This is a genomic window from Qipengyuania sp. (assembly GCF_965277845.1).
Taxonomy (GTDB): domain Bacteria; phylum Pseudomonadota; class Alphaproteobacteria; order Sphingomonadales; family Sphingomonadaceae; genus Qipengyuania.
The window spans coordinates 1995380-2019063 of record NZ_OZ255844.1 but is presented as its reverse complement, the minus strand read 5'-3'; the positions used below and the strand labels follow the sequence as shown (position 1 = coordinate 2019063).

Sequence of the window (23684 nt, the reverse complement as noted above, 5' to 3'; positions counted from 1 at the left end):
CTCTCGAGCTAATCGTAAATCTTAAACGGTCGGGTCGACAGGAGCCGCCCCGGCACCCGGTGCGCCCGGCGCCGCGCTTTCGGGATCCTGCAGCGGCACGGCCGCAGGGTCGGCTTCGATGCCGGCCTCGTCGGCACCGGCGATCGTACCGCCCTGCGCCAGAACCCAGGCATTGTACTGATCCATCGGCAGCGCCTCGACTGCGATCGGCATGTAGCCGTGCCGCGCGCCGCACAGTTCCGAACACTGGCCGTAATAGACACCCGGCTCTTCGATCATCAGCAGCTTTTCATTGAGGCGGCCCGGGATCGCGTCGAGCTTGAACCACAGGCTGGGCACCGCGAAGGAGTGGATTACGTCGGCGGCGGTGGTCTGGAACCGGATCGGCACGCCGGCCGGTACGACCATGCGATTGTCGACGGCGAGTTGGAACGGCTCGCCGCGCGCTTCGGCTTCTTCCTTTGTCAGCATGTTCGAGACGATCTCGAAATCGCCATTGTCGGGATAGGCATAGCCCCAATACCATTGATAGCCGATGGCCTTGACGGTGATCGCGTCCTTCGGCGGCGACTTGTACTGCGCGCTCAGCAGGCCGATCGAGGGAACCGCGATGCCAAGCAGGATCAGCGCCGGAACCACGGTCCACACGACTTCGATCAGCGTGTTGTGGCTGGTCTTGGAAGGGACCGGATTGGAGCGCTTGTTGTATTTGAGAATTACCCAGACGAACAATGCAAGGACGAAGAGACTGATAAGCGCCATCACCCAGACGAGGCCGATGTGCAGCGCATTGGCCTGGTGCCCGATCGGCGAATACTGCGTCTGCACGTCGATGCCGGCAGGGATCGGCATGCCCTTGCCTTCGGTCGGCTTCATCGGCGTGTAGGCACCCGACCCTTCGGCAACCGCTTCGGGATCGGCGACGTCGGCTGCCGCCGCCGGATCGATCGTCTCGAGCTGCTGGCTCGGAGTCGCTTCGGCAACTTCCTGCGCGCTCACGCCCTGCGCACCAAAGGCAAGCATCGCGGCCATCGCAAGGCTGGTAGCAATCCGGTGGAACCCGTTGAGGGAGCCGAGAATTTTCATCGTCGTGGCACTCTTTCGTGTCGTGTCTCGTTCCGGGCCTGCCGACCGGCGCGAATCCCGTGTGCGCGGCAGGACGCGCCCCTGGCAGGGGCCCGATTGCGCCCGCCTATAGGCAGGGTTTGCGAATGCCTCAAGCGGGTGGCCGATAAAAATGTGCAAGCAGTTTTGCCTCTTGCGCAATCGCGCGCGAGCCGCTTTGGACCGCAGCATCATGACCGATGACGAAATCCTCCACGAATTCCGCGCCAGCGAGGCGCTGCTCGAAGGCCATTTCAAACTCTCGAGCGGCCGCCACAGCGGGCATTACCTGCAATGTGCGCGGGTGCTGATGAATCCCGAGCGTGCGGCAATGCTTGCCTTTGCGCTGGCACAGAAGCTTCCGCGCGACATTCGCAGCCAGATCGACGTGGTTGTCAGCCCGGCGATGGGCGGCATCATCATCGGCCAGGAAATGGGCCGCGCGCTGGGCAAGGATGCGATGTTCCTCGAGCGCCCCGACGGCGAATTTCATCTGCGCCGCGGGTTCCGGCTCGAACCAGGCGCCAAGGTGCTGATGGTCGAAGACGTCGTCACGACCGGCCTTTCCAGTCGCGAGGCAATCGCCGCGGTCGCCCGCGAAGGCGGCGAGGTGATCGCCGAAGTCGCGCTGGTCGACCGCAGCAACGGTTCCGCCGATCTGGGCGTGCCCTTCTACCCGCTCGTCGACATCAACTTCCCGACCTATGCGGAAGACGAGTTGCCCGAGGAACTGGCGTCAATCGAAGTAACCAAGCCCGGGAGCCGGAAGGCTTGACGGCCCCGCTGCGCCTCGGGGTCAATATCGACCACGTCGCCACGATCCGCAATGCGCGCGGCGGCGACCACCCCGATCCGGTTCGCGCCGCCGAAATTGTAGCGGCGGTGGGCGGCGACGGCATTACCGCGCATCTGCGCGAAGACCGGCGCCACATCCGCGATGCCGATCTCAAGCGCATCCAGGCCGCGACCGACCTTCCGCTCAACCTCGAAATGGCAGCGACCGAAGAGATGCTCGCGATCGCTCTGGCCCATACGCCTCATGCCGCCTGCATCGTCCCCGAGAAGCGCGAAGAGCGCACGACCGAGGGCGGGCTCGATGCAGCCGGGCTGCACAATCAGCTCGCACCGATCGTGTGGAAGCTGGCCGACAACGGCATTCGGGTGTCGCTGTTCATCGAGGCGAACGAACTGCAGCTTGAGGCTGCACAACGCCTCAAGGCACCCGTGGTCGAATTCCATACGGGCGAATATGCGCATGCCGGGCTCGACGGCGATAGCGAACGCGCGGATCGCGAGCTCGAGCGCATCGCGACAATGTCGAAGCTCGCGCGCGAGATGGGGATCGAGCCGCACGCCGGGCACGGTCTGACTTATGAGAATGTAAAATCCATCGCCGCCATTCCCGAACTCGCCGAGCTCAATATCGGGCACTACCTCGTCGGCGAGGCGGTGTTCGTCGGGCTCGAAGCCGCCGTTCGCCGCATGCGCGACCTGATGGACGAGGCGCGCGCATGATCATCGGTCTCGGTTCCGACCTGTGCAATATCGAACGCATTCAGAATTCGCTCGACCGTTTCGGCGAACGGTTCGAGCAGCGTGTCTTCACCGAGATCGAACGCGCCAAGGCCCGCCGTCGTCCCTTCACAATCGCCGGGACCTACGCCAAGCGTTTTGCCGCCAAGGAAGCTTTCTCCAAGGCGGTCGGCACCGGCTTTCGCCGCGGCGTGTTCATGAAGGACATCGGGGTAGTGAATGCCAAATCCGGCGCCCCCACCCTTGCGTTGACCGGCGGCGCGGCGATCGTGCTTGCGGAAATGGTGCCGCACGGCCATGAGGCGCGCATTCATCTCACCCTCACCGACGACCACCCATGGGCACAGGCCTACGTCATCATCGAGGCCATACCCCAGTGACCACCGACGCCACGGCAGTGAACAAGAAATCCGACAAATCCGACGAGAAAGTCGACTGGATCGCGGAAATCCGCGGCCTTGCGCTGATGCTGCTGGCAGTCTTCGCCTTTCACAGCTTCATCGCCAAGCCGTTCTACATTCCGTCGGAATCGATGATGCCCAATTTGCTGGTGGGCGACCGGCTGGTGGTGAGCAAATATCCCTATGGCTGGAACTGGAGCTCGATCAGCTTCCATCTCGCGCCCCGAGGCGACTGGCGCCTTGCGGGCAGCACGCCCGAATATGGCGACATCGTCATTCCAGTGCATCCCGAGCGCGACGAGGACTACATCAAGCGCGTCGTCGCCCTGCCCGGCGATCGCATCGCGGTCCAGAACGGTCAGATCGTCCTGAACGGGTCTCCGGTCGAGCAGAAGGTCGAACCCGCGATCGCGCTTCCGCTCGATGCCAATTCGCGGTGCGACGGTTTCGGATTCGACGATTTCCGCGCCGAAAATGCAGCCGGCGAACGCGTCTGCCGCGTTCCCGTCTTGCGCGAAACGCTGCCCAATGGTGCGACCTATCTGGTGATCGACCACCAGAACCAGGAACTCGACAATTTCGCAGAGATCACGGTTCCCGAAGGCCATGTCTTTACCATGGGCGACAATCGCGACCATTCGGCAGACAGCCGCGAACTCAACCACCCTCGCGGCCTCCTCGGCCCCATCCCGCTGGAGAATATCGGCGGACGTGCCGAATTCATAACCTTCTCGCTCGACGGGACGACGAGCCTGAATCCGATTAGCTGGTGGACGAGCCTTCGCGAAGGCCGCGCATGGTCGACCCTACGGCCTGCCATCGTGGAACGAAACCCCGTTCCCGAACGCTAGGGGCCTGCTAAAGGGGGCGGCACATGGCCGACAAGATACAGGACATCGACGACCGCGACCTGGGCACCAGCCCGTCGCGCATCAACGATCCGCGCATCCGACACGAGGTTTCGCGAGCCCTCGTATGGGTGGCTGTAGTCGGCGGCGTGGCACTTGCGGTCTGGATCGCTCGCCCACTGCTGGTGATTTTCGGCGCAATGGTCTTTGCCTCGATGATCGATGGCGGCGCGCGGCTGCTTGGGCGGGTCCTGGGCATCGCTCGCGCCTGGCGGGTCGCGATCGTGCTTGTTGCGACCGTCTCATTCCTTCTGTGGCTCGGATATTTTGCCGGCTCGACGATTTCGCAGGAGGCAGCCCAGTTGCCCGCGATCGTCGAGCGCCAGCTGGGTGAACTGGTCGCCTGGGCCCGGACTCAGGGCTTTCAGGTCGATCAATCGCAGCTGCAGAATTATCTCGGGAATATCGGCAGCGGGATCAGTACGGTCACGCGGGCGCTCGGCGGAATCCTTGGCGGCGTTGCGACCATCGTGCTGATCATCGTTATCGGCGTCTATGTCGCGATCGACCCGCAGCTTTACGAACGCGGCGTCGCCTGGATGCTCCCACGCGAGCAGCGCGACCGGTTCTTCATTACTGCCTCCAAAATGGGCCAGACAATGCGCCGCCTGATGGCCGGCCGGCTGCTCGGCATGTTCGTGGAAGCCGTTTTCACTTACGTCATGCTCGCCTGGGTTGCACCGCTGTTTGGGATCGGCGCGGTCCCGATGGCAGCATTGCTCGCGATTCTGACCGGCCTGCTCGCCTTTGTCCCCAATCTCGGCGCGATCATCTCGGGCGCGCTGATGGTACTGGTCGGCTTTTCGGGCGGTGTGGAGATGGGCATCTACACCATCGCGGTCTATTTCTTCGTCCAGAATTTCGACGGTTACGTCGTCATTCCGATGATTGCTAAGAAGACGGTCGATCTGGCGCCTGCGCTGGTTCTCGCATTCCAGCTGATCATGGGCATATTGTTCGGCATTATCGGCCTCTTCCTGGCCGATCCCCTGCTTGCGATGATCAAGGTCGCACTGGAGCGGCGAGCCGAGCAGGCGGGCGAAAGTTCGAAGAAAGAGGTTGCACCCGATGGCGCGTAAATTCCTGTATTTCGTGGCGGTCTGCATCGTCGTGGTCATCGTCGGCGCGATCGCGCTGACGATCTGGTCGCGCGAGGCGACCGAGATCGCCTTCGTGCCGCGCGGCGAATTCGTCGAGCAGGAACCGCTCGCCGCCAATGCCTATCAGGACCCGGCCATGTGGTACTCGCGTCCCGGCCTAGGCACGAGCGATCCCGCCCGATACCAGCCCGCGATTGCCGAGACCGCCCCCGATCCGGCCGAACGCGCGCCCTCGCCCGAAGCCCCGGCCGCCGAACGCAGCCTCGATGCTGCCGATCCGCTGGCGACCACCTCTTCGCGCGCGGGAGAAGCGGCAGCGAGCCGGGAGCTTCCGAGCTTCGCCGTGTTCTTCGTTCCGCCGACGAGCTACACCAAGGGAGCGCTGGGCGACTGGAATGCGGCACTCAACGATGCCGAGACCGACCAGCTCGCCGCGGTATTCCTTCGCGGCCTGGCCAGCCCTTTCAATCGCGCCGACGAGCTATGGGCTCCGAAATACCGCCAGGCCGCGGTCGGCGCATTTTTGACCGACAAGCCTGAAGCGACACTGGCGATCGACGCGGCTTATGCCGATGTCGCACAAGCGTTCGACTATTTCGTCTCCAGTATCGGCCCCGACAAGCCCATCGTCCTCGCCGGTCACAGCCAGGGCTCGACCCATGTCCTCAGGCTACTTCGGGACAAGGTCGCTGGCACGCCGCTCGAACCGCGCATCGCTGCGGTCTACGCGCCGGGCTGGCCGATCTCGGTCGAACACGACCTGCCGGCCCTGCCGCTGCCCGCCTGCGCTACGGCCAACCAGCCTGCCTGCCTGATCGCCTATGCCAGCTTTGCCGACGATGGCGACCCGGGCCAATTGCTCCGTCGCTACAGCATGATCAACGGGCTCGATGGCGAGCCCCGCGGAGAAGACGATCCGATAGTTTGCGTCAATCCGTTGACCGGCCGGGTCGGTGGCTCGGCCAACGCCGACGCCAACCTCGGCACGCTTGTGCCGAGCGACAATCTTGCAACGGCCGAACTCATCGCGGGCGCGGTCCCCGCCCGATGCGACGAACAGGGGCTGTTGCGGATCGGCGATCCACCCGAACTGGGCGAAGGCGTGCTGCCGGGCGGCAACTACCACGTCTACGATATCCCGCTGTTCTGGAAGAACCTGCAGGAAGACGTGGTTGCGCGAGTAAAGGCATGGACGAGCGCGCAAGCTTCGTAACCGACAATGCGCTGACCTATGGCGACGCGCTGCCCGAGGGCGGCGCGCTGCTCGGTCTCGACCTTGGCACCAAGACGATCGGCGTCGCGACATGCGATGCCGGCTGGCGCTTTGCCACTGCGGGCAAGACCATATCGCGCAGCAAATTCACCAAGGATTGCACGGTGTTGCGCTCGCTTGTGCAGGAGCGTTCGATCAGGGGCGTGGTAATCGGCCTGCCACGCAATATGGACGGCACCGAGGGTCCGCGTGCGCAGGCCAGTCGGGCCTATGCGAAAAACCTCGCCAAGGCGCTCGAACTACCGGTGCTCCTGTGGGACGAGCGCTGGTCGACTGCGAGCGCGGAAGCAGCGATGATCGGCCAAGACATGAGCCGCGCCAAACGTGCCGGGAAGATCGACAGCCATGCCGCAGCCGTGATCCTGCAAGGCGCGATAGACGCGCTCGCCGGTGGCGGGCTATGATCTCTGTATGATGAGACTGATCGACGCCCTCAAGCACCTCGTTACAGGCGAAGGTGCGGATCCCGACACCGGGCTCGCGCATCGCGAACGTTCGCTGTCGCGTGCGCTGGCGATCATCGGGGTGGTATTCGTGATCTTCGGCTTCGCCCTATTCGCCATGCTCTACACCTGAATTTCCGCCCGGCGCGCTTGTGCCTCGCGGGCGAGCATAAGATCTCCGGCCTGCTCTGCCTCACGCCACAGCGCATCGCGCGCCTGAGCATTGTCCAGCAATCCGCTGCGCGCCTCGAAGCACGCCAGCCGCATGCGAGTGCTGGGATGATTGCGCCCGAAATGCTCGGCCAGGTCCTGCGCTTCATCGTCGCCCAATGCCACCGCACACCGCATGAAGGTCTCGCTTGCGCCAGGATTGAGCACGCGGTCGACTCTCCCTTTGCCAAGATCGAAGCCATATTGGTCGAACCAGTCCTGCCCTGCATCGACGTGCATGATGTTGAGCGAGACCGATGTCGCCTCTGGCGGCAATTGCGAATGGACATCGACATGCGCACGGTAATGCATCAGTTTGCCTTCGGGCAGCGCACTGCGCTCGACGAAACGAAGGCCGACGTCCTCCCCGCGAAATCCGGCGATTTCTTCGTAATCGATCTCGTAATAGTCGCTGCGATAACCGGGACCGAAATAGCCCACGGTGAGGAAATCGAAATTGTGATCGTGCGGGATGCCGTAGACGAAGCTCTCCGCCCCGCTGGCGCGAAAGCAGCTCTCGTCCTCGCTCGGCCAGATGTTGGCGCGCAGGAAACAACCTGCGACGAGAGGCGAGAGCACGATGGCCTGCGGGCCATAGGCGCTGTCTTCGAAGATATCGCGGTGTCGTTCGCGCAATTGCTCGATCAGGAGATCGGCGAGAAAGCCTCGGTTGTTGGCGAGCCGTTCGAGCGCGGCCGCGGCGTCGGCAGTGCTGCGCCGGTCACGGGGATCGAATCCATTGGCGACGGCGTCGATCGTTTCCTCGAGGCTTGCGGAACAAGATTGGGTGTTGGCAATCACGCGGGGCATGGCGCGCTCTCCTTCTGCGTGAACTGAGGATGGGCTTCGACCAGCCTCGCGCGCAGGGCTTTGGCTGGCGAAAATAGCGAATCGCCAGGACTGCGCGCGATCCGTTGGAGTTCGTCGAACCCTGTGCCGCTATCCAGTGCGAGGCATTCGCGCAGGGCCTGCCAGCGCAGGTGATCGCTACCCGATCGCGCCATCTCGGCAAGCACCGGTGCGGCATCGACGCGTCCCATCCGCCCCATCAGCGCCATCATCATTTCGTGGCGGCTCTCACGCCGATCGCCGCTAGCCCGGTGGACCAGCCTGCCCGTAGCAAGATCGAACTGCCGGGTCGGCTGCGGACGGCGCGCGATGCGCGCAAGTCGCAACACAAGCAGTCGGCCTTCCGCATTCTGGACAATCCGCGATTGCGTTGCTTCGGCGAAGCGCAGGCATTCTCCGGCCATGATGCGACGCGGAACGCTATCGATCGTCGCACTACCGCCATGGTCCTCGACAATATCGAGCAGTGCGAGCTCGCCCCGCCCCGCCAAAACGATCTCGTGCCGCTCCGCGTCGGGGAAAGTGGCGGTCGCGGGTGATGTAGGCCCGCCCCAACCATCATGCAGCGCGAGGGCGAGCGTGGCCCGTCCCCTCGCCCCCAGCTGCAGAAAATGAAAACCGCTGCGCGACTGGTGGCGGAAGGCCAGTTGCGCCAGCGGGTTTTCGCGGTGGAGTGCGACCAGGCGGCCCACCAGCGGAGCGATCAAGGAATGCGCCGCCCCTCTTTGCGACACAAGCCGGTTCAGCCCGAAACACTCTTCCAGCTCGGCTCCCGCACCATAGGCCCCCAACCCGGCGAGCACCGCTGCGAGCCCGGGCTCCTGTCGGCAGTCTTCGACCGCCTGCGCGACCGCGCGGCGCATGGTGCGCTGCGCGGCATGGTCGCCCCGCAGCGCGCCGATTTGCGGATCGATATGCATCCGGTCGCGCCCCGGTCAGGCCAGCATTTCGACTGCCATGTGGTCATGGACATAGACCATGATGACCACGATCGTATCGTCGGATGCGCGCGTCGGCAGGCTGCCGAAAAGGCCGGTTACTGCGTCAAGGCCGGGCAGATCGCCCAAATCGAGCTTGGGAAGATTCATGGTTTGCTCCCGTCAATAAAGCGGACCTCGACCCCGTGCCCCCGTCCGCCATGTGCGAGAATGACGGCGAGAGGCGCGCGCTTGAAATTAAAACATTGTAAGGGCGCGAGCTGCGGGGCTATCGCGGCCCGCGATGAGCGAGACTGCGCGAAAATTCGATCCGGCACAGGCGACGTCCTTTTTCACCGGACGCGGTCATTCGGGCTGGCTGGGCCTCAGATATTCTGACCATGGCGACGACTGGGTCGAACTCGAATTACCTTGGCGCGAGGATCTACTCGGCGAGGAAGGCCAGCGCGTATTGGCCTCCGGCCCCATCCTCAGCCTGATGGACATGGCCAGCGGCATGGCGATCTGGCGCGCAATGGACGAGTTCACGGCGATTGCGACACTCGACCTGCGCGTCGATTACGTTCGGCCAGCCCGCGAGGGCGCCAGCGTGTTCGGACGTTCGCAATGCTATCGCCTGACCCGCAGCGCAGCATTCGTCCGGGGCCTCGCCCATGATGGCGACGCTGGCGATCCGGTGGCGCATATCCAGGCGGTCTTCATGAAGATCGCATCGACGGCGAGGCTCTGACATGGCGGAACCCCCCGAAATCGAGGCGTTGACACCCTATGCGCGCTCGCTCGGCATCACGCTCGAACGCTGGGACGACGGTACGCCCGTGCTGTCCGTGCCGTTCGAGGAAACGGTGGAGGGACGGCCCGAGCATTATCACGGAGGGGCAACCGGCGGGTTGCTCGAGACTGCCGGGTACGCGGCGTTGCGCGCCGAGCTTGCCCGTCAGGATCGGGTGGCGACACTCAAACCGATCAATATCACCGTCCAATATCTGGCCGCCGGCAAAAGCCGCACGAGCTATGCGCTGGGACGGATTACAAAGCTGGGCCGTCGTAGCGCGAATATCACGGTCGAAGCCTGGCAGGAAGACCGCGCGCGTCCGATCGCGACCGCGGTGATGAACGTGCTGATGGCGGAGCCATAGGCCGCTAGTTTTCCGCGTCCCGTTCCAGTTCGCGCAAACGTTCGTCGCGACGGTTGCGGATCGCTTCGAAGCGGCGTTCGTCGGCGCGCCGGCGCGCTTCTTCGATCGCCGCCTCGTCGATCGCGACACCCTCTTCACCGAAGGTAATGTCCACCGGAATGCCGTCGATTTCGGTCGAGAAGACCGCTTCGCCTTCGCGAATGCGCAGACGCGAATTGCCATCGCCGAGCGGAATGTCCTCAAGATCGGGCACATCCTGCGGTTCGATCGGGGTGCCCGGGTCTTCCTGCTCGCGCGGCGCGGGCTGCACGGGGGCGGCGCGCACATTCATTGCCTGGTTCATGAAATCGCGCCAGATCCGCGCCGGCAGTCCGCCACCGCTAATCCCGCCCTGGAGCGGGGAATTGTCGTCATTGCCGATCCACACGCCGACCACCAGGTCACCGGCATAGCCGACGAACAGCGCATCGCGATTGTCCTGGCTGGTGCCAGTCTTGCCGTAGTTCGGCCCGCGCAACATGGCGGCGCGGCCCGTGCCTTCGTTTATGGCTGCGCGGAGCATCGATTCGATTTCGTTATGCGTTTGGCCGGATAGGCTGTCGGGACCATCCCACAAGCGGTTCCACCAGCCCAGCTCCTCCCGTACGAAGGCATGAGGTTCGGCGGGAAAGGCATTTGCGGCGATTCCGGCATAAGCGGCCGTCAGATCGATCAGGGACATGCTGGTGGAGCCCAGTGCTATGCTGGGATCGCCCGCCACGAAGGAGGCACGAATGCCGAAGTCGCGTGCTGTCTCGATCACCTTTTCCGAACCGACCTCGTTGAACAGCCGCAGGGTCGCGACATTGCTCGACCGCGCCAGCGCATCGCGCAGCGTGATCGTTTCCGAATACCGCCCATCGGAATTGCGTGGGCGATAGCTGCCCTCTGTGATTTCGGTGTTGGCGATCGTATCGGTGGGCGACCAGCCGTTTCGCAGGGCGGCAAGATAGACGAAGGTCTTGATCGTGGACCCGGGCTGGCGCTTGGCCTGCGTGGCGCGGTTGAAGGGCGATTTGGCGTAGTCCTTGCCGCCGATCATCGCGACCACCTCGCCATTGCGACGCATGGCGACGAGCGCGACCTGCGCATCGCCCAGCGGAGCGCGCTGGGTTACCTGGCGGGCGATGTTCTGCAGCCTGCTGTCGAGCGTGGTGGTCAGCGTCTGGCGGGCATAGCCCTGCTCGGTAAGCTCGCGCGCTTCGGGCAACGCCCAGTCGGCGAAGTAGGTGCCGGTGGGCAAATCATTGCGCGTGCGCACATCGAGTGCGGGGGGCCTCATGGCGCGCGCTTCGGCCTCGGTGATATACCCGGCCGCGACCATCGACTGGACGACGATCCGCATCCGCCGCTCCGCACGGTCGTAGTGCTTGGTCGGCGCATAGGCGCTCGGAGCCTGCAACAGCCCGGCAAGCATCGCCGCCTGATTGGGTTTGAGGTTTTCCGGCTTGCGGTAGAAGTAGTGCAGGCTCGCCGCGCGCAGGCCGTAGACATTGTCGCCGAAATAGGCGTTCGACAGATAGCGGCTGAGGATTTCGTCCTTGGTCAGCCAGCTTTCCAGCCAGAAGGCGATCAATGCCTCGCGTGCCTTACGTGTCAGCGTGCGCTCGGGTGTGAGGAAGGTGAATTTGGCCAGTTGCTGCGTGATCGTGCTCCCGCCGCCGGTACCGGTCCAGGCGGCGCGTGCGATACCGCGCGGGTCGACACCCCAATGCGAATAGAAGCGCCGGTCCTCGGTTGCGAGAAAGGCCTCGATCACATGGGGCGGTAGGTCCGATACCACGACCGGTTCGTCGGTAATCGCACCATTGCGGGCGATCGGCGTGCCATCGGCGGCCAGCAACGTGATCTGCGGCGCCGCGATCGGCTCGAGCGATTTGGAAAGCGGTGCGGTGATTGCCAGCCAGGCGACCAGCACGATGAAAAGAGCGATTATTCCGGCCAGGATGCGCCCCACCCACCAGCGCTTGCGCCGTCCGCGCCAGTAGTCGCGCTGCCAGAACCGCAGTCGCTTCTTCTCTTCGGCAGCGAGCGCGCTGTCCAGCCGGTCGAGGCGGCTGTCCCAATCGTCGTAATCGAGGCCCTCATGCATCGCGTAATACCCGCGATGCGCAGGGTAGTCCGCCTGCGGCTCGGACTTGCGCCGGAAGGAATCGAAAACGCCCATCGCCTACTGTGTTAACCCAACAACACAGCGATTGATAGAGGGCGCAACCTCAACCCTTGCCAACCACGCTCTCGGGGAGGTCCTCGCCGAACACGCGCTGGTAGTATTCGGCAACCAGCATGCGCTCTTCCTCGTCGCATTTGTTGAGGAAGGACAGGCGGAAGGCAAAGCCGACATCCTTGAAGATGGCGTAGTTCTGAGCCCAGGTGATGACCGTACGCGGGCTCATCACCGTGCTGATATCGCCATTGATGAAGCCCCGCCGCGACAGATCGGCAACCTTGATCATGTCGGCGAGAATCTTCGGATCGATATCCGGATTCTTGGCCTCGACGATCTTCTGCTCGGTTTCCGCGGGCAGGTAGTTCAAACCAACGACGATGTTCCAGCGGTCCATCTGGCCCTGGTTGATCTGCTGCGTCCCGTGATACAGCCCGCTCGTGTCGCCCAGCCCGACCGTGTTGGCAGTAGCGAACAGGCGGAAATGCGGGTCGGGCCGGATCACGCGGTTCTGATCCAGCAGAGTCAGCTTGCCCTGCTGCTCGAGCACGCGCTGGATAACGAACATCACGTCCGGGCGACCCGCGTCATATTCGTCGAACACCAGCGCGACCGGATGCTGGAGCGCCCAGGGCAGCAAGCCCTCGCGGAATTCGGTAACCTGCAAACCGTCGCGCAGCACGATGGCGTCGCGACCGACGAGATCGATACGGCTGATATGCGCATCGAGGTTGATGCGGATACACGGCCAGTTGAGGCGCGCGGCGACCTGTTCGATATGCGTCGACTTGCCGGTGCCGTGATAGCCCTGCACCATCACGCGGCGATCATGCGCGAAACCGGCGAGGATCGCCAGGGTCGTGTCCGGGTCGAAGACATAGGCTTCGTCGAGATCGGGCGTGCGCTCGTCGGGCTTGGAAAAGGCGGGTACCTGCCAGTCGATATCGATCCCGAAGGTCTCGCGCACATCGACGGTGGTGTCGGGCGCGGCGAGGACGGTTTTGGCAGCGGCGTCGAAGGTCTTGTCGGTCATATCATTCATCGCGCGAAGCGGGTTAGACGGATGGATAGGTGGCTGCAAGCAACGAAATTGCATCACGGCCCAAGCTCCCCTCGACACGATCAGCGCACCACCGCATAGTCGCTCCCCATGCCGCCGACGCCACTGTCCGAACGTCTCCGCCTCAAGCTCGTCGATCGGGTCCGCGGCGTATTCAACGATGTGGAAAGCGGGCAGAAGCCCGTACCGCCCTCGGACGAGGCGCTGTTCGCAAAGGACAGCCCGATCCGCTTGGTGCACGCAGACGTTGTCGGAATGATGGTCGGCGGCATCCGCGGGCTGCTCCTGCAAATGCTTCACCCCCATGCGCTGCAGGGGGTGCTCGACCATTCGAATTTCCGCAGCGACATGCACGGTCGTTTGCGGCGCACCGCGCGGTTCATCGCAGTCACGACCTTCGGACATCGCGACGACGCGATGGCGGCGATCGAACGGGTGAATCGCATCCATGCAGGGGTTGGCGGCACCCTCCCCGACGGCACACCCTACTCGGCGACCGACCCGCGTGTGCTGGCCTGGGTCCACGTGGCAGAAGCGACCAGCTTTCTCGCGGCGTATCTTCGCCACGTTCGGCCCGACATGCCGGGAGAGGCCCAGGACGAATACTATCGCCAGTTCGCCGTCATCGCGCTGGCGCTGGGCGCCGATCCCGTGCCGACGAACCGCCGGGAGGCCGAAGCGATCTTCCGCGAGCTGCGGTCGGACCTGTCATCATCGCCCGCAGCACGCGAGGTAGCGGATCTCGTCCTCAACCAGCGCCCTGAAGGAACGCCGCCAGCCGTGCAGGCCCTGCTCGGGGCGGAAGCAGTCGCGTTGCTGCCGCCCTTCGCTCGCTCGATGTTGGGGCTCGACCGCCCGGGCCTCGCCGCCATTCCCGCACGCGCCGCGACCTGGGGCATGGGCAAGACATTGCGATGGGCATTCCGGCAGGGTTAGACCGGCGTAGGTACCGCCCGACTCGTTGCGAATGTGCTATGGCTCACCCGCGAGAGGAGAACGGGCATGTATGTACAAGGATTCGTGCTCCCGGTCCTGCCGGGCAAGAAGGACGCCTACATCGCCATGGCAAAGCAGGCGGGGGAAATGTTCCAGCGCTATGGTGCCCTCGAGATCGTCGAGGCGTTCGAGGACGACGTCAAGGATGGCGCACACACCGATTTCCGCAAGGCGGTGAAGGCCGAGGATGGCGAGCATATCGTGTTTTCCTGGGTCGTGTGGCCCGACAAGGAAACCTGCGTCGAAGCCGAGAAACAAATGCAAGCGAATGAGGAAATGGAGCCATCCGACGATATGCCGTTTGCCGGCAAGCGGCTGATCTATGGCGGCTTTACACCGATCTACACACTGGGACGCTGAAGAAAGACGAACATCATGGCCGACTATACGCTGTTTACCAACCCGATGAGTCGCGGACAGATTGCGCGCTGGGCGCTGCACGAGGCGGGCGCGGATTACGACACGCAGATCGTAGACTGGCACGACAAGTCGCAGGAATTGCTCGAGGTCAATCCAATGGGCAAGGTCCCCACCCTCGTCCACAATCACAATGGTCACGACCACGTGATTACCGAGACGGCGGCAATCTGCCACTACCTTGCCGCCATGCATGCGCCCGAACTCACCCCGAAGGCGGAGGAAACGGCCGATTACTTTCGCTACTTCTTCTTTGCCGCGGGCCCGCTGGAGCAGGCGATCATCGCGCGATCGATGGGCTGGACGGTACCGGAAGACAAGGAAGTCATGGCCGGTTTCGGCACCTACGAGCGAACCGTCGACACGTTGGAAACCCTGTTTTCCGACCGCGAGTACGTCTGCGGCGCTCGCTTCACGATGGCCGATGTCTATGTCGGAAGCCACATCGTCTGGGGCATGGATTTCGGGTCGATCCCAAAGCGCGATGTCTTCGAGAACTATGCGGCGCGACTACGCAAGCGAACCGCCTACGAAGAAGCGCGGGCGATCGACATGAAGCTGATCGAAGAGGCGCAGGGTCAAGCATAGCGACGATCGGCTCCGGGGAACCCATCACGCTGCATTCGCTTGATCACGGGAAAGGAGGCTTCCTTTGTCCTATTACTTGTCCACCCACCTGCACGAAACTTTCGACGATGCGATGCCGCAGGTCGAGCGCGCCTTAGCGGATCAGGGCTTCGGCATAATCACGCGAATCGACATGAGCGCGACACTCCAAGACAAATTGGGCAAGGATTTCCGCCCGTACACGATTCTCGGAGCTTGCAACCCCGAGGCCGCATATGTCGCGCTGCAACTCGAGAACAAGGTCGGCACCATGTTGCCGTGCAATGTCATCGTGCAGCAGGTCCACAAGGGTTTGGTCGAGGTGGCCGCGATCGATCCGGTCGCCTCGATGCAGGCGATCGACAATCCCGACCTCGACCGGGCTGCACACGAAATCCGCGACAAGCTGGCTGCAGCGATCAACATGCTCGGCGGCTAAGCGAGCGCGCGTGATTTCCTGAGCAGTTGGTATGCTTTCACTACACGATTGAGGCGCGCCTCGTACCGCCTGTCGCCCCCGTTCCGGTCGGGGTGGTATCTGCGGACGAGTTCGGAATAACGACGGCGCAGGCGGCGGCGGTCGGTATCGAGGCCCAGCCCCATGGTCTCCAAGGCCTCGGCCTCTTCGCGGCTGTAGCGGCCGTCCATCGCCATCTCCGCTTCGCGCCGGGCGCGGCTCTTGATCCCTGCCGCCCTCGCCGAAATCGCATCGAGCGGATCGTCGAAATCGGCCCAGCGGGGCATGCCGTCGACGCCCCCCGTGGGGCGGAAGCTCGGGCTTTCGGTGCGCCAGCCTGCACTGGGGGATTGGGCCGCGAACACCTCTTCCGCGCTCATCCCCTCGAACCAATCGTAGCCCGCATTGAATTCGCGCACGTGATCGAGGCATAGCCAGCGCCATTCACCCGGTCCGTCGAAGCCGTGCCCGCGTCCGCCCGGCGCGCGGAATTCACCCGCTTCCTGGCAGGTTGGATGCGCGCACACCCTGCCGCTGTCCTGGTACCGTCCGTGAAACTTTGTCTGCCGCATTCGTTCTAGAATGGGGGCGCAAAGCCTGTAAGAAAACCCTCGAGAGGAGATTCGAACTCGTGCCAGAACCAGTGCAGCAGGAAATGGAGCGCCTTCTGACCGAAGCCTTCGACCCGACGCGGCTCGAGGTAATCAACGACAGCGCCCAGCATGCAGGCCATGCGGGCGATGATGGCAGCGGCGAATCCCATTTCACCATCGTGATCGAAGCGACCGCCTTTGCCGAAAAATCCCGCCTCGACCGCCAGCGCATGGTCAACAAGGCGCTGGGCGACATTCCCGGCGAACGGGTCCATGCCCTCGCCATCCAGGCTTCGGCCCCCACAAGCTAGGAGACGAGTCGAGATGAGCCAGATCGATCAGGTCCTCACCCCGACTACGCACGATCTCGGCCAGTTCGAAGTCAGGCGCGTGCTCCCGGCCAAGGCGCGAAGGATGGTCGGCCCGTTCATCTTCGTCGACCAGTTCGGCCCTGCCCAACTAGACCTCGGCAGGGGTATGGATGTCCGCCCGCATCCGCATATCAATCTCGCCACGGTAACCTGGCTGTTCGAGGGCGCGATCGACCATCGCGACAGCTTGGGCAGTTTCTCGACCATCCGGCCCGGCCAGGTCAATCTGATGACCGCCGGCAAGGGTATCGTTCATTCGGAACGTTCGCCTGCGGCCGAACGCAAGGCGGGGCCGAAGCTCTACGGCATGCAGACATGGCTCGCCTTGCCCGACGGGCGCGAGGAGATCGATCCGGCCTTCGAAGCGGTCAAGGACCTCCCCGTCATCGAGGACGGGCGCGCCAAGGCCATCGTCATCATGGGCGAATTGTGGGGCGAGCGCGCGCCGACAACGACCTATGCCGACACCATCTATGCCGAAATCGTGCTGGGCGCCGGCGGGGCCATCCCGCTGGAGGAGGAAGCCGACGAACGGGCCGTCATGCTGGTCGGCGGCGAAGCGAGCGTGGACGGCCATGCATTGAAGGAATTCGAACTCGCCGTCCTGCAACCCGGGCGCGACATGACGCTCGAAAGCAAGAGCGGCGCGCGGGTCATGCTGCTGGGCGGAGAAGCCTTTCAGACCAATCGTCACGTCTGGTGGAATTTCGTCAGCTCCAGCCGCGACCGGATCAACCAGGCCAAGGAAGATTGGCGCGAGGGGCGTTTCGCCAAGGTCCCGGGCGACGAGGAGGAGTTCATTCCCCTGCCCGACGGCGCGCCGAAGACCGTTACCTATCCGTGAGGGGAGATCGATGAGTTTCGAAGGCAAGACCGCCTGGATCACAGGCGCCAGCAGCGGCATCGGCGCGGCGCTGGCGCGCGAGTGGGCGGGACGGGGCGCTCGCATCATCCTGTCGGGCCGCGACGAAGAAAGACTCGCCGAGGTGGCGGAATCCATCGAAACGGCGACGCTGATCCTGCCTTTCGACGTGCGCGACGACGAAGCCATGCAGGCAGCGACGAGCAAGGCCATTACCTGGCAGGGCGGTGTCGACATCTTCGTCGCCAATGCGGGGGTGTCGCAACGTAGCGCGGCGATCGATACCGACATTTCCGTCTATCGCGAGATCATCGATATCGACCTCACCGCTCAGATTGCCGCGACGCAAGCGCTGCTGCCGCACCTGGTCGAACGGCAAAACGGTACCTTGCTGTTCGTAAGTTCGATCGCGGGCAAAGTCGGCGTGCCGATGCGCACCGCATACTGCGCCGCGAAATTCGGACTGATCGGCTATGCCGACGCGCTGCGCGCCGAGCTTTCGCAGCAGGGCGTTTCGGTCCACGTCGTGTGCCCCGGCTCGGTCGCGACCGATGTCAGCCGCAATGCGCTGACCGCGGATGGAAGCAAACGCGGGCGCAGCGACAGCGTTATCGATAACGGTATCGCGCCCGATGACGCCGCCAAGCGGATCGTCGATGCGGTCGAAGCCAACCAGCGCGAAATCATTGTCGCCGAAGGCATGGAAGAGGCGATGGGCGAGATGCGTCGTACTCCCGACCAGCTGCTCGACCAGGTCGCTGGGATGGTCGCTGCCGGATACATGGAGAAGATGAAGGCGGAGGGCTGAGCGTGACACTCGAGCAGAAGCGGGTCGTGTTGGCCAACGGGATCGAACTCGACGTGGTCGACGAAGGGCCGCGGGACGCACCCGTGCTGATCTTCCTCCACGGCTTTCCCGAAAGCCACCGCACCTGGCGCAATCAGATCGCGCATTTTTCGGACCGGTTCCGCTGCATCGCCCCCGACCAGCGCGGCTATCGCGGTTCGTCCAAGCCGCAGGAGGTCAAGGCCTATACGCCCGACAAGCTGGCCGGCGATGTCTTCCTGCTCGCCGATGCGCTGGGCGTCGACAGCTTCACCGTGGTCGGTCACGACTGGGGCGGCGCGATTGCCTGGGGGGTGGCCTACGGCGGGATGATGAACGGGCGCGTGACCCGTGCCATCATCGCCAATGCGCCGCATCCGGTGCTGTTTCCCAAACTGCTCTACACAAACCGCGAGCAGCGCGAGGCGAGCCAGTACTTCCGCGATTTCCGCGATCCGGCGAATGATGCGCTGGTGCGCGAACACGGATTAGGCGCGCTGCTTATGAAGGTTTTCGAAGGCCAGGTGATGACCACTATAGAACCCGAGGAACAGGCCGCGCTGCTAAAGGACTGGTCCGACCCGGAAGCCGCGTTCGGCATGCTCAACTATTACCGGGCCAGCCCGATAGAGGTTCCGCCGATTGATGCTCCTTACGAACTGCCCGAAGATTACCAGCCTTATCCGCTGCCCAGGCTGACGGTCCCGACGCTAATCATCTGGGCGATGGAAGATCTGGCGTTGCCGCCCGCCAATCTCGAGGGCCTCAACGAGGTGATCGAGAAACCCGAAGTGGTGCCGGTGCCTGAATGCGGGCATTTCGTGCAGTGGGAGAAGCCCGATGCCTTCAACGCCGCAGCCGACGCTTTCCTCGCAAAAACCGGCTGATCAGCTGCGCCATTTGATCCATTTGCCGTGCGGATGCGCGGTTGCCAATCGGCGGCGCATGTCGCCATTCGGCCAGTAGCTGACCATCAACTCGTGGCGATGCGTGTCGCGATTGGCCTCGAGGCTGACCCACGCAAGCGGCGTATCCTCTCGTGCACGGCCGCCGGCGGCTTCCATAAGCTCGACGATCCGGTCGCGCTCGGGGCGCGGGATGTACTGCCACACCACCGAATGCATCAGCACGCGCGTCGTTTTCTCCTGCTGTGGTCGTTCCAAGCGGTCGGCAAGGAAATCACCCGCGCGCATGCGCTCGATATCGGGCGGAAAGGTCTTGGCCGCCTCGATCGCCGCATCCATCCGTGTAAAGCGTTCGGTGAATTCGGGCCAGATATAGGCCTTTAGGCGTAATGCCTGCGCCTCGTCGGTGAGATCGACCGGAGCGACATCGCACCCTTCCGCCCTCACAATGTCGAAACCGCAATCGGGTGGCGGATCGCCCCGCCATTCGGGCGTAATCTGCATGCGCGAAGTGCTGGGCCCGACTGTCACGCCGCCCAGATCGTAGCGATAACGCCGCATCATCAGGTTGATGCCCGCGCTCGAGCCGATCTCGAGCAGGTCGAAATTGCCCGGCAGGCCCTGATCGACGAGCCACAGGAACGCAGCCGCAAAACTGGCCGAGCGGCCTGCCTCGTTGGTCTGCGGCGGGCCGTCGAGCCACGGCATCAGGAAAGGTTCGTGCCGTTCGATCGCGTCGGCGACGACCTCGGTCGCGTTGGTTGGCCCCAACCCTTCGTAGATTGGCGCTAGGGCAGGCTCCTCGCCAGCCAAGTGAAGCGCATGCAATCCGCCCGCCACCCGCAGCGGCAGGGCATCTGCAAGCGCAGGCCCCGCCCAGCGCCGTACGCGGCGCATCACCGCCCCGCCCCTTTCGGTGTCGAGCAATTCGCGGAGTGATTGACATATCTGGGCCGTGATCGGCGCGCCGTTGTCGCGGCAATAGGCGACCTGGTTCTCGAAGGCCCGCGCGACCGCTTCGGGTCCGGTGGCATCGGGTTCGATCACGACATATTCCGCCTTGTCGATCGCCATTGCCCTTTGCCACCCCGCTGCTTATCTGCGCATCCCATGAACGATAGCCTGACCTTCGCTGTTCCCAAGGGCCGCATCCTCGACGAGGCGCTACCCGTGATGGCCCGTGCCGGCGTGGTGCCGGAAGACGGCTTTCACGACAAGGCCAACCGCTCGCTGACTTTCGCTACCAGGCGCGACGACATGCGCCTCATTCGCGTGCGCGCCTTCGACGTGGCAACCTTCGTGGCACATGGCGCGGCCCAATTGGGCATCGTCGGATCGGACGTGATCGAGGAATTCGACTACGCCGATCTCTACGCCCCGGTCGATCTCGATATCGGTCACTGCCATCTCGCGGTGGCCGAACCCAAGGAAGGCGGGGCGAGCGTCGATGGTGCAAGCCACCTGCGCGTGGCGACCAAATATCCCAGTCTGACTCGTCGCCACTTCGAACGGCAGGGGATCCAGGCCGAGTGCGTCAAGCTCAACGGCGCGATGGAGATCGCGCCCGAGCTCGGCCTCGCAGGCCGGATCGTCGATCTCGTTTCCACGGGGACGACGCTGCGCGAAAACGGGCTGGTCGAAACCAGCCGCATCCTGGACATTTCGGCGCGCCTGATCGTCAACCGCGCGGCGCTGAAAACCGACCCACGCGTCGCTGCACTGGTCGAGGCGTTCCGCGCCGATGCGGCCCGGCGCGAGGCCGCCTGATGCAGCTGCTGCGGATTTCGGACGACGGCTTCGAGAAGGCCTTTGCCCGCGTGGTGCGCAATCGCCGCGAGAGCGACCGGCAGGTCGGGCGCGACGTGGCCACGATGATCAACGAAGTGCGCGAGCGTGGTGACGACGCGCTGGTCGAATACACCGCTCGCTTCGATAATCATGGTCTTGGTAACGACGGCGATTGGCAGATTTCGGCGGAAGAGTGCCGCGTCGCCTACGACGCGCTCGATGCCGACCTGCGCGAGGCGCTGGAGACGGCCGCGAGCCGCATCCGCGCCTATCACGAAGGCCAGCTCCCCGAAGATCGCGACTATACGGACGATATCGGCATGCGCCTTGGCGCGCGGTGGACTGCGGTCGATGCTGCGGGGCTCTATGTTCCCGGTGGACGCGCGGCCTATCCCTCTTCGCTGCTGATGAACGCCATCCCCGCCAAGGTTGCCGGGGTCGACCGTCTGGTGGTGACGACACCCACGCCCAAGGGCGAGGTCAATCCGCTGGTGCTTGCCGCGGCGCATATTGCAGGCGTCGACGAAATCTGGCGCGTCGGCGGCGCACAGGCCGTGGCAGCGCTGGCCTATGGCACCAAGCGGATCGGCAAGGTCGACGTGATTGCGGGGCCGGGCAATGCCTGGGTCGCCGAGGCAAAGCGGCAGCTCTATGGCGTGGTCGGGATAGACATGGTGGCCGGTCCAAGCGAAATTCTTGTCATTGCGGACGCCAATAACGATCCCGAATGGATCGCCGCCGACCTTCTCAGCCAGGCGGAACACGATCCGACCAGCCAGTCGATCCTGATCACCGATAGCGAAAGCCTCGCAAGGCAGGTCGAGGATGCGATCGACCTTGCGCTGATGAAACTGCCGACCGCCAGGACCGCCAAGGCCAGCTGGGACGAGCACGGGCTGATCGTGATCGTCGATCGGCTCGACCAGGCCCCAACGCTGTCGGACCATCTGGCGGCCGAGCATGTCGAACTGATGGTGGACGAACCGCAAAAGCTGTTCGACGCCATGCGCCATGCAGGCAGCGTGTTCCTCGGCCGGCACACGCCCGAAGCCGTCGGCGACTATATCGCCGGGCCCAACCACGTCCTTCCCACTGGGCGCCGCGCTCGCTTTGCCAGCGGATTGTCGGTGCTCGATTTCATGAAGCGCACCAGCTTTATCGACGCGTCGGAGGCCGCGCTTGCGGCGATCGGTCCGGCGGCGGTCAGGCTGGCGGAGGCGGAAGGCCTCCCCGCGCATGCGCTATCGATTTCGACGAGACTGAAATGAGCCAGAATCCCAAGTCCCAGGCCCGCAGCGCCGCCCGCCTCGGCGCCGTGCAGGCGCTCTACCAGCAGCAGATGGAGGGCACTAAGCTCGCCAAATTGCTCGACGAATTCCACCAGCATCGGCTGGGCCGTGTGATCGAGGACGAGGAATATGCCGAGGCCGATGTCGATTTCTTCGACGATCTTGTCAGCGGCGTCGATGCGCGGCGCGAGGAAATCGACGCCAAGCTGACCGCGAGGCTTGCGCAGGGCTGGACGCTCGCTCGGCTCGACAAAACCATGCTGCAGATCCTGCGCGCGGGCTCTTACGAACTGCTAGCCCGCCCCGATGTCCCCAAGGCCAGCGCGATCAGCGAATATGTCGATGTCGCCAAGGCTTTCTTCGACGATCGCGAGGCGAAATTCGTCAACGGCATCCTCGACGCGGTGGCCAAAGAGGCCGGCCGCTAGTTTTCATGTCCGCTCGTGCTGAGCATGTCGAAGCACCGTCCTTCTGTTGGCGAGCACACCGCCTGATCAAAAGTACGGCCCTTCGACAAGCTCAGGGCGAACGGATAGAGGGCGATTGTGCACGAGACTGGATTCATCGCCGCCCTCAAGGCCTTGGCCAGCAGCCCCGCCGCGCGCGGGCTCGATGACGATGCGGCAGTCATCGAGATCGGCGGCGAAACGCTCGTCCTCACCCATGACACGCTGGTTGAGGGCATCCACGTTCGCGAGGGCGAGGATCCCGCCGATATCGCGTGGAAGCTGGTCGCGGTGAATCTCTCGGACCTCGCGGCAAAGGGTGCCGAGCCGGTCGGCGTACTCGTTTCGCACATGCTTGGCGCCGATGACGACCGGTTCGTCGCGGGTCTTCGCGAGGTTCTTGATGAGTACGGTACACCTCTGCTCGGCGGGGACACGGTGCGGGCCGACGGGCGCCGCGTGTGGGGCTGCACTGCAATCGGCAGGGCCACGCATACGCCCGTCCCCGACAGGCGCAATGCACGCATCGGCGAGGCGATCTACGTCACGGGCACGCTGGGGCGAGCGATGCTCGGGATGTCCGAACGCGGCTCGGGCGATGTCAACGACCTCGCCTATCGTCGCCCTCGCCCGCTCCTGACCGAAGGGCGCAAGCTGGCACCGCATGTCGGCGCGATGATGGATGTCTCCGACGGACTGCTGCTCGATAGCTGGCGCATGGCGCGTGCCAGCGGGGTCGGTTTCGCGCTCGGGAGGAAGGCGATCCCCGTGGCAGATCCCGCCCGCTTCGACGACTGCATCCGCTGGGGCGACGATTACCAGTTGCTGTTCACGGCGCCGGCATCGATCGAGCTGCCCGTGCCAGCCGCAAGGATCGGCATCGTCGAAAGGTCCGATCCGGTCCTCTCGCTAGACGGGCGCAATCTCCACCCCGAAGACGGTCTCGGCTACCAGCACTGATCGC

General features: G+C 64.0%; 30 protein-coding genes. 22 read left to right on the top strand and 8 right to left on the bottom strand.

Going from position 1 to position 23684, the window contains the following annotated elements; all coding sequences use genetic code 11:
- Positions 1-21: 21 nt before the first annotated feature.
- Complete coding sequence (gene coxB / locus ACQY4G_RS09865; protein WP_291178625.1) at positions 22-1086, bottom strand: cytochrome c oxidase subunit II; 1065 nt, start codon at positions 1084-1086, stop codon at positions 22-24.
- Between the two features lie 211 nt (positions 1087-1297).
- Between coxB and pyrE the strand changes: the two genes are divergently transcribed.
- The 8 genes from pyrE to ACQY4G_RS09825 are packed head-to-tail and all read left to right on the top strand — an operon-like array spanning position 1298 to position 6895.
- Positions 1298-1879: an orotate phosphoribosyltransferase gene (pyrE, locus tag ACQY4G_RS09860; protein WP_067695259.1), complete on the top strand. Its 582-nt coding sequence runs from the start codon at positions 1298-1300 to the stop codon at positions 1877-1879.
- Entirely contained in the window at positions 1876-2619 is a 744-nt protein-coding gene (locus ACQY4G_RS09855; protein WP_421990619.1) for a pyridoxine 5'-phosphate synthase, read from the top strand. The genes pyrE and ACQY4G_RS09855 overlap by 4 nt, the downstream gene beginning before the upstream one ends.
- Positions 2616-3017, top strand: a complete 402-nt coding sequence (acpS, locus tag ACQY4G_RS09850) for a holo-ACP synthase (RefSeq protein WP_067694854.1) — start codon at positions 2616-2618, stop codon at positions 3015-3017. The genes ACQY4G_RS09855 and acpS overlap by 4 nt, the downstream gene beginning before the upstream one ends.
- Complete coding sequence (gene lepB / locus ACQY4G_RS09845; RefSeq protein ID WP_421990617.1) at positions 3014-3889, top strand: signal peptidase I; 876 nt, start codon at positions 3014-3016, stop codon at positions 3887-3889. Before acpS ends, lepB begins: the two co-directional genes overlap by 4 nt.
- A 23-nt stretch (positions 3890-3912) precedes the next feature.
- Positions 3913-5025, top strand: coding sequence for an AI-2E family transporter (locus tag ACQY4G_RS09840; protein WP_157075184.1), 1113 nt, complete (start codon positions 3913-3915; stop codon positions 5023-5025).
- The gene (locus tag ACQY4G_RS09835; RefSeq protein WP_291169760.1) at positions 5015-6259 is read left to right on the top strand and encodes a DUF3089 domain-containing protein; all 1245 of its coding nucleotides are present in this window, start codon (positions 5015-5017) and stop codon (positions 6257-6259) included. Before ACQY4G_RS09840 ends, ACQY4G_RS09835 begins: the two co-directional genes overlap by 11 nt.
- Positions 6235-6723 (top strand): Holliday junction resolvase RuvX, encoded by a 489-nt coding sequence (gene ruvX / locus ACQY4G_RS09830; protein WP_421990615.1) that lies wholly within the window; start codon positions 6235-6237, stop codon positions 6721-6723. The genes ACQY4G_RS09835 and ruvX overlap by 25 nt, the downstream gene beginning before the upstream one ends.
- 7 nt (positions 6724-6730) lie before the next feature.
- Positions 6731-6895 (top strand): hypothetical protein, encoded by a 165-nt coding sequence (locus ACQY4G_RS09825; protein ID WP_421990613.1) that lies wholly within the window; start codon positions 6731-6733, stop codon positions 6893-6895.
- Here ACQY4G_RS09825 and ACQY4G_RS09820 read toward each other — a convergent pair.
- The 3 genes from ACQY4G_RS09820 to ACQY4G_RS09810 are packed head-to-tail and all read right to left on the bottom strand — an operon-like array spanning position 6886 to position 8909.
- Positions 6886-7782 (bottom strand): transposase, encoded by an 897-nt coding sequence (locus ACQY4G_RS09820; RefSeq protein WP_421990611.1) that lies wholly within the window; start codon positions 7780-7782, stop codon positions 6886-6888. The genes ACQY4G_RS09825 and ACQY4G_RS09820 overlap by 10 nt on opposite strands.
- The gene (locus ACQY4G_RS09815) at positions 7770-8741 is read right to left on the bottom strand and encodes a hypothetical protein (RefSeq protein ID WP_421990609.1); all 972 of its coding nucleotides are present in this window, start codon (positions 8739-8741) and stop codon (positions 7770-7772) included. The genes ACQY4G_RS09820 and ACQY4G_RS09815 overlap by 13 nt, the downstream gene beginning before the upstream one ends.
- Before the next feature lie 15 nt (positions 8742-8756).
- Positions 8757-8909: a hypothetical protein gene (locus ACQY4G_RS09810; protein ID WP_421990607.1), complete on the bottom strand. Its 153-nt coding sequence runs from the start codon at positions 8907-8909 to the stop codon at positions 8757-8759.
- Between the two features lie 133 nt (positions 8910-9042).
- Here ACQY4G_RS09810 and ACQY4G_RS09805 point away from each other — a divergent pair, with 133 nt between their 5' ends.
- Complete coding sequence (locus ACQY4G_RS09805) at positions 9043-9489, top strand: PaaI family thioesterase (protein WP_067694838.1); 447 nt, start codon at positions 9043-9045, stop codon at positions 9487-9489.
- Between the two features lies 1 nt (position 9490).
- The gene (locus ACQY4G_RS09800) at positions 9491-9898 is read left to right on the top strand and encodes a PaaI family thioesterase (RefSeq protein WP_421990605.1); all 408 of its coding nucleotides are present in this window, start codon (positions 9491-9493) and stop codon (positions 9896-9898) included.
- A 4-nt stretch (positions 9899-9902) separates the two neighbouring features.
- Here the strand turns inward: ACQY4G_RS09800 and ACQY4G_RS09795 are convergent, their stop codons facing one another.
- Positions 9903-12104: a transglycosylase domain-containing protein gene (locus tag ACQY4G_RS09795; protein ID WP_421990603.1), complete on the bottom strand. Its 2202-nt coding sequence runs from the start codon at positions 12102-12104 to the stop codon at positions 9903-9905.
- Between the two features lie 49 nt (positions 12105-12153).
- Positions 12154-13146, bottom strand: coding sequence for a cobaltochelatase subunit CobS (gene cobS, locus ACQY4G_RS09790; RefSeq protein ID WP_421990601.1), 993 nt, complete (start codon positions 13144-13146; stop codon positions 12154-12156).
- Positions 13147-13254: 108 nt separating this feature from the next.
- On the opposite strand from cobS, the gene ACQY4G_RS09785 reads away from it, so the two are divergent.
- The 4 genes from ACQY4G_RS09785 to ACQY4G_RS09770 all read left to right on the top strand — a co-directional run bounded on the left by ACQY4G_RS09785 (position 13255) and on the right by ACQY4G_RS09770 (position 15622).
- Positions 13255-14100 (top strand): oxygenase MpaB family protein, encoded by an 846-nt coding sequence (locus ACQY4G_RS09785; RefSeq protein ID WP_421990599.1) that lies wholly within the window; start codon positions 13255-13257, stop codon positions 14098-14100.
- A gap of 66 nt (positions 14101-14166) precedes the next feature.
- Positions 14167-14520: a DUF1428 domain-containing protein gene (locus tag ACQY4G_RS09780; protein ID WP_291169736.1), complete on the top strand. Its 354-nt coding sequence runs from the start codon at positions 14167-14169 to the stop codon at positions 14518-14520.
- Between the two features lie 15 nt (positions 14521-14535).
- Complete coding sequence (locus tag ACQY4G_RS09775) at positions 14536-15165, top strand: glutathione S-transferase family protein (RefSeq protein WP_421990597.1); 630 nt, start codon at positions 14536-14538, stop codon at positions 15163-15165.
- A gap of 64 nt (positions 15166-15229) precedes the next feature.
- Positions 15230-15622, top strand: a complete 393-nt coding sequence (locus tag ACQY4G_RS09770; protein ID WP_421990595.1) for a DUF302 domain-containing protein — start codon at positions 15230-15232, stop codon at positions 15620-15622.
- On the opposite strand, the gene ACQY4G_RS09765 is transcribed toward ACQY4G_RS09770, so the two are convergent.
- A complete protein-coding gene (locus tag ACQY4G_RS09765; RefSeq protein ID WP_421990593.1) occupies positions 15619-16212 on the bottom strand; it encodes a DnaJ domain-containing protein in 594 nt (197 codons plus the stop codon). The genes ACQY4G_RS09770 and ACQY4G_RS09765 overlap by 4 nt on opposite strands.
- Before the next feature lie 83 nt (positions 16213-16295).
- Here ACQY4G_RS09765 and ACQY4G_RS09760 point away from each other — a divergent pair, with 83 nt between their 5' ends.
- The 4 genes from ACQY4G_RS09760 to ACQY4G_RS09745 are packed head-to-tail and all read left to right on the top strand — an operon-like array spanning position 16296 to position 19179.
- Positions 16296-16544, top strand: a complete 249-nt coding sequence (locus ACQY4G_RS09760; protein WP_421993612.1) for a BolA family protein — start codon at positions 16296-16298, stop codon at positions 16542-16544.
- 13 nt (positions 16545-16557) lie between these two features.
- The gene (locus ACQY4G_RS09755; protein ID WP_421990591.1) at positions 16558-17448 is read left to right on the top strand and encodes a pirin family protein; all 891 of its coding nucleotides are present in this window, start codon (positions 16558-16560) and stop codon (positions 17446-17448) included.
- Positions 17449-17458: 10 nt separating this feature from the next.
- Positions 17459-18274 (top strand): SDR family NAD(P)-dependent oxidoreductase, encoded by an 816-nt coding sequence (locus tag ACQY4G_RS09750; protein WP_421990589.1) that lies wholly within the window; start codon positions 17459-17461, stop codon positions 18272-18274.
- Positions 18275-18276: 2 nt separating this feature from the next.
- Positions 18277-19179, top strand: a complete 903-nt coding sequence (locus ACQY4G_RS09745; protein WP_421990587.1) for an alpha/beta fold hydrolase — start codon at positions 18277-18279, stop codon at positions 19177-19179.
- On the opposite strand, the gene ACQY4G_RS09740 is transcribed toward ACQY4G_RS09745, so the two are convergent.
- The gene (locus ACQY4G_RS09740; RefSeq protein ID WP_421990585.1) at positions 19180-20271 is read right to left on the bottom strand and encodes a DUF2332 domain-containing protein; all 1092 of its coding nucleotides are present in this window, start codon (positions 20269-20271) and stop codon (positions 19180-19182) included.
- Between the two features lie 36 nt (positions 20272-20307).
- Here ACQY4G_RS09740 and hisG point away from each other — a divergent pair, with 36 nt between their 5' ends.
- The 4 genes from hisG to thiL all read left to right on the top strand — a co-directional run bounded on the left by hisG (position 20308) and on the right by thiL (position 23680).
- Positions 20308-20964 carry an ATP phosphoribosyltransferase gene (gene hisG / locus ACQY4G_RS09735; RefSeq protein WP_421990583.1) on the top strand — a complete coding sequence of 219 codons (657 nt, stop codon included), beginning with the start codon at positions 20308-20310 and terminating at the stop codon, positions 20962-20964.
- Positions 20964-22253, top strand: coding sequence for a histidinol dehydrogenase (gene hisD / locus ACQY4G_RS09730; RefSeq protein ID WP_421990581.1), 1290 nt, complete (start codon positions 20964-20966; stop codon positions 22251-22253). Before hisG ends, hisD begins: the two co-directional genes overlap by 1 nt.
- A complete protein-coding gene (nusB, locus tag ACQY4G_RS09725; RefSeq protein ID WP_067694795.1) occupies positions 22250-22702 on the top strand; it encodes a transcription antitermination factor NusB in 453 nt (150 codons plus the stop codon). Before hisD ends, nusB begins: the two co-directional genes overlap by 4 nt.
- Positions 22703-22816: 114 nt before the next feature.
- On the top strand, positions 22817-23680 hold the full coding sequence (gene thiL / locus ACQY4G_RS09720) for a thiamine-phosphate kinase (protein WP_421993610.1): 864 nt from the start codon (positions 22817-22819) through the stop codon (positions 23678-23680).
- The last annotated feature ends 4 nt before the right edge of the window (positions 23681-23684 follow it).

What these genes read in the sequence shown, in the direction of transcription:
- ACQY4G_RS09785 (WP_421990599.1), top strand. Translation starts at nt 13,255, where the DNA reads ATGCCGCCGACGCCACTGTCCGAACGTCTCCGCCTCAAGCTCGTCGAT.
- ACQY4G_RS09825 (WP_421990613.1), top strand. Translation starts at nt 6,731, where the DNA reads ATGATGAGACTGATCGACGCCCTCAAGCACCTCGTTACAGGCGAAGGT.
- ACQY4G_RS09820 (WP_421990611.1), bottom strand. Translation starts at nt 7,782, where the DNA reads ATGCCCCGCGTGATTGCCAACACCCAATCTTGTTCCGCAAGCCTCGAG.
- ACQY4G_RS09815 (WP_421990609.1), bottom strand. Translation starts at nt 8,741, where the DNA reads ATGCATATCGATCCGCAAATCGGCGCGCTGCGGGGCGACCATGCCGCG.
- ACQY4G_RS09800 (WP_421990605.1), top strand. Translation starts at nt 9,491, where the DNA reads ATGGCGGAACCCCCCGAAATCGAGGCGTTGACACCCTATGCGCGCTCG.
- ACQY4G_RS09755 (WP_421990591.1), top strand. Translation starts at nt 16,558, where the DNA reads ATGAGCCAGATCGATCAGGTCCTCACCCCGACTACGCACGATCTCGGC.
- ACQY4G_RS09780 (WP_291169736.1), top strand. Translation starts at nt 14,167, where the DNA reads ATGTATGTACAAGGATTCGTGCTCCCGGTCCTGCCGGGCAAGAAGGAC.
- ACQY4G_RS09805 (WP_067694838.1), top strand. Translation starts at nt 9,043, where the DNA reads ATGAGCGAGACTGCGCGAAAATTCGATCCGGCACAGGCGACGTCCTTT.
- ACQY4G_RS09750 (WP_421990589.1), top strand. Translation starts at nt 17,459, where the DNA reads ATGAGTTTCGAAGGCAAGACCGCCTGGATCACAGGCGCCAGCAGCGGC.
- acpS (WP_067694854.1), top strand. Translation starts at nt 2,616, where the DNA reads ATGATCATCGGTCTCGGTTCCGACCTGTGCAATATCGAACGCATTCAG.
- ACQY4G_RS09835 (WP_291169760.1), top strand. Translation starts at nt 5,015, where the DNA reads ATGGCGCGTAAATTCCTGTATTTCGTGGCGGTCTGCATCGTCGTGGTC.
- coxB (WP_291178625.1), bottom strand. Translation starts at nt 1,086, where the DNA reads ATGAAAATTCTCGGCTCCCTCAACGGGTTCCACCGGATTGCTACCAGC.
- ruvX (WP_421990615.1), top strand. Translation starts at nt 6,235, where the DNA reads ATGGACGAGCGCGCAAGCTTCGTAACCGACAATGCGCTGACCTATGGC.
- ACQY4G_RS09775 (WP_421990597.1), top strand. Translation starts at nt 14,536, where the DNA reads ATGGCCGACTATACGCTGTTTACCAACCCGATGAGTCGCGGACAGATT.
- hisG (WP_421990583.1), top strand. Translation starts at nt 20,308, where the DNA reads ATGAACGATAGCCTGACCTTCGCTGTTCCCAAGGGCCGCATCCTCGAC.
- ACQY4G_RS09765 (WP_421990593.1), bottom strand. Translation starts at nt 16,212, where the DNA reads ATGCGGCAGACAAAGTTTCACGGACGGTACCAGGACAGCGGCAGGGTG.
- ACQY4G_RS09740 (WP_421990585.1), bottom strand. Translation starts at nt 20,271, where the DNA reads ATGGCGATCGACAAGGCGGAATATGTCGTGATCGAACCCGATGCCACC.
- pyrE (WP_067695259.1), top strand. Translation starts at nt 1,298, where the DNA reads ATGACCGATGACGAAATCCTCCACGAATTCCGCGCCAGCGAGGCGCTG.
- ACQY4G_RS09810 (WP_421990607.1), bottom strand. Translation starts at nt 8,909, where the DNA reads ATGAATCTTCCCAAGCTCGATTTGGGCGATCTGCCCGGCCTTGACGCA.
- hisD (WP_421990581.1), top strand. Translation starts at nt 20,964, where the DNA reads ATGCAGCTGCTGCGGATTTCGGACGACGGCTTCGAGAAGGCCTTTGCC.
- nusB (WP_067694795.1), top strand. Translation starts at nt 22,250, where the DNA reads ATGAGCCAGAATCCCAAGTCCCAGGCCCGCAGCGCCGCCCGCCTCGGC.
- cobS (WP_421990601.1), bottom strand. Translation starts at nt 13,146, where the DNA reads ATGAATGATATGACCGACAAGACCTTCGACGCCGCTGCCAAAACCGTC.
- ACQY4G_RS09840 (WP_157075184.1), top strand. Translation starts at nt 3,913, where the DNA reads ATGGCCGACAAGATACAGGACATCGACGACCGCGACCTGGGCACCAGC.
- ACQY4G_RS09760 (WP_421993612.1), top strand. Translation starts at nt 16,296, where the DNA reads ATGGAGCGCCTTCTGACCGAAGCCTTCGACCCGACGCGGCTCGAGGTA.
- ACQY4G_RS09795 (WP_421990603.1), bottom strand. Translation starts at nt 12,104, where the DNA reads ATGGGCGTTTTCGATTCCTTCCGGCGCAAGTCCGAGCCGCAGGCGGAC.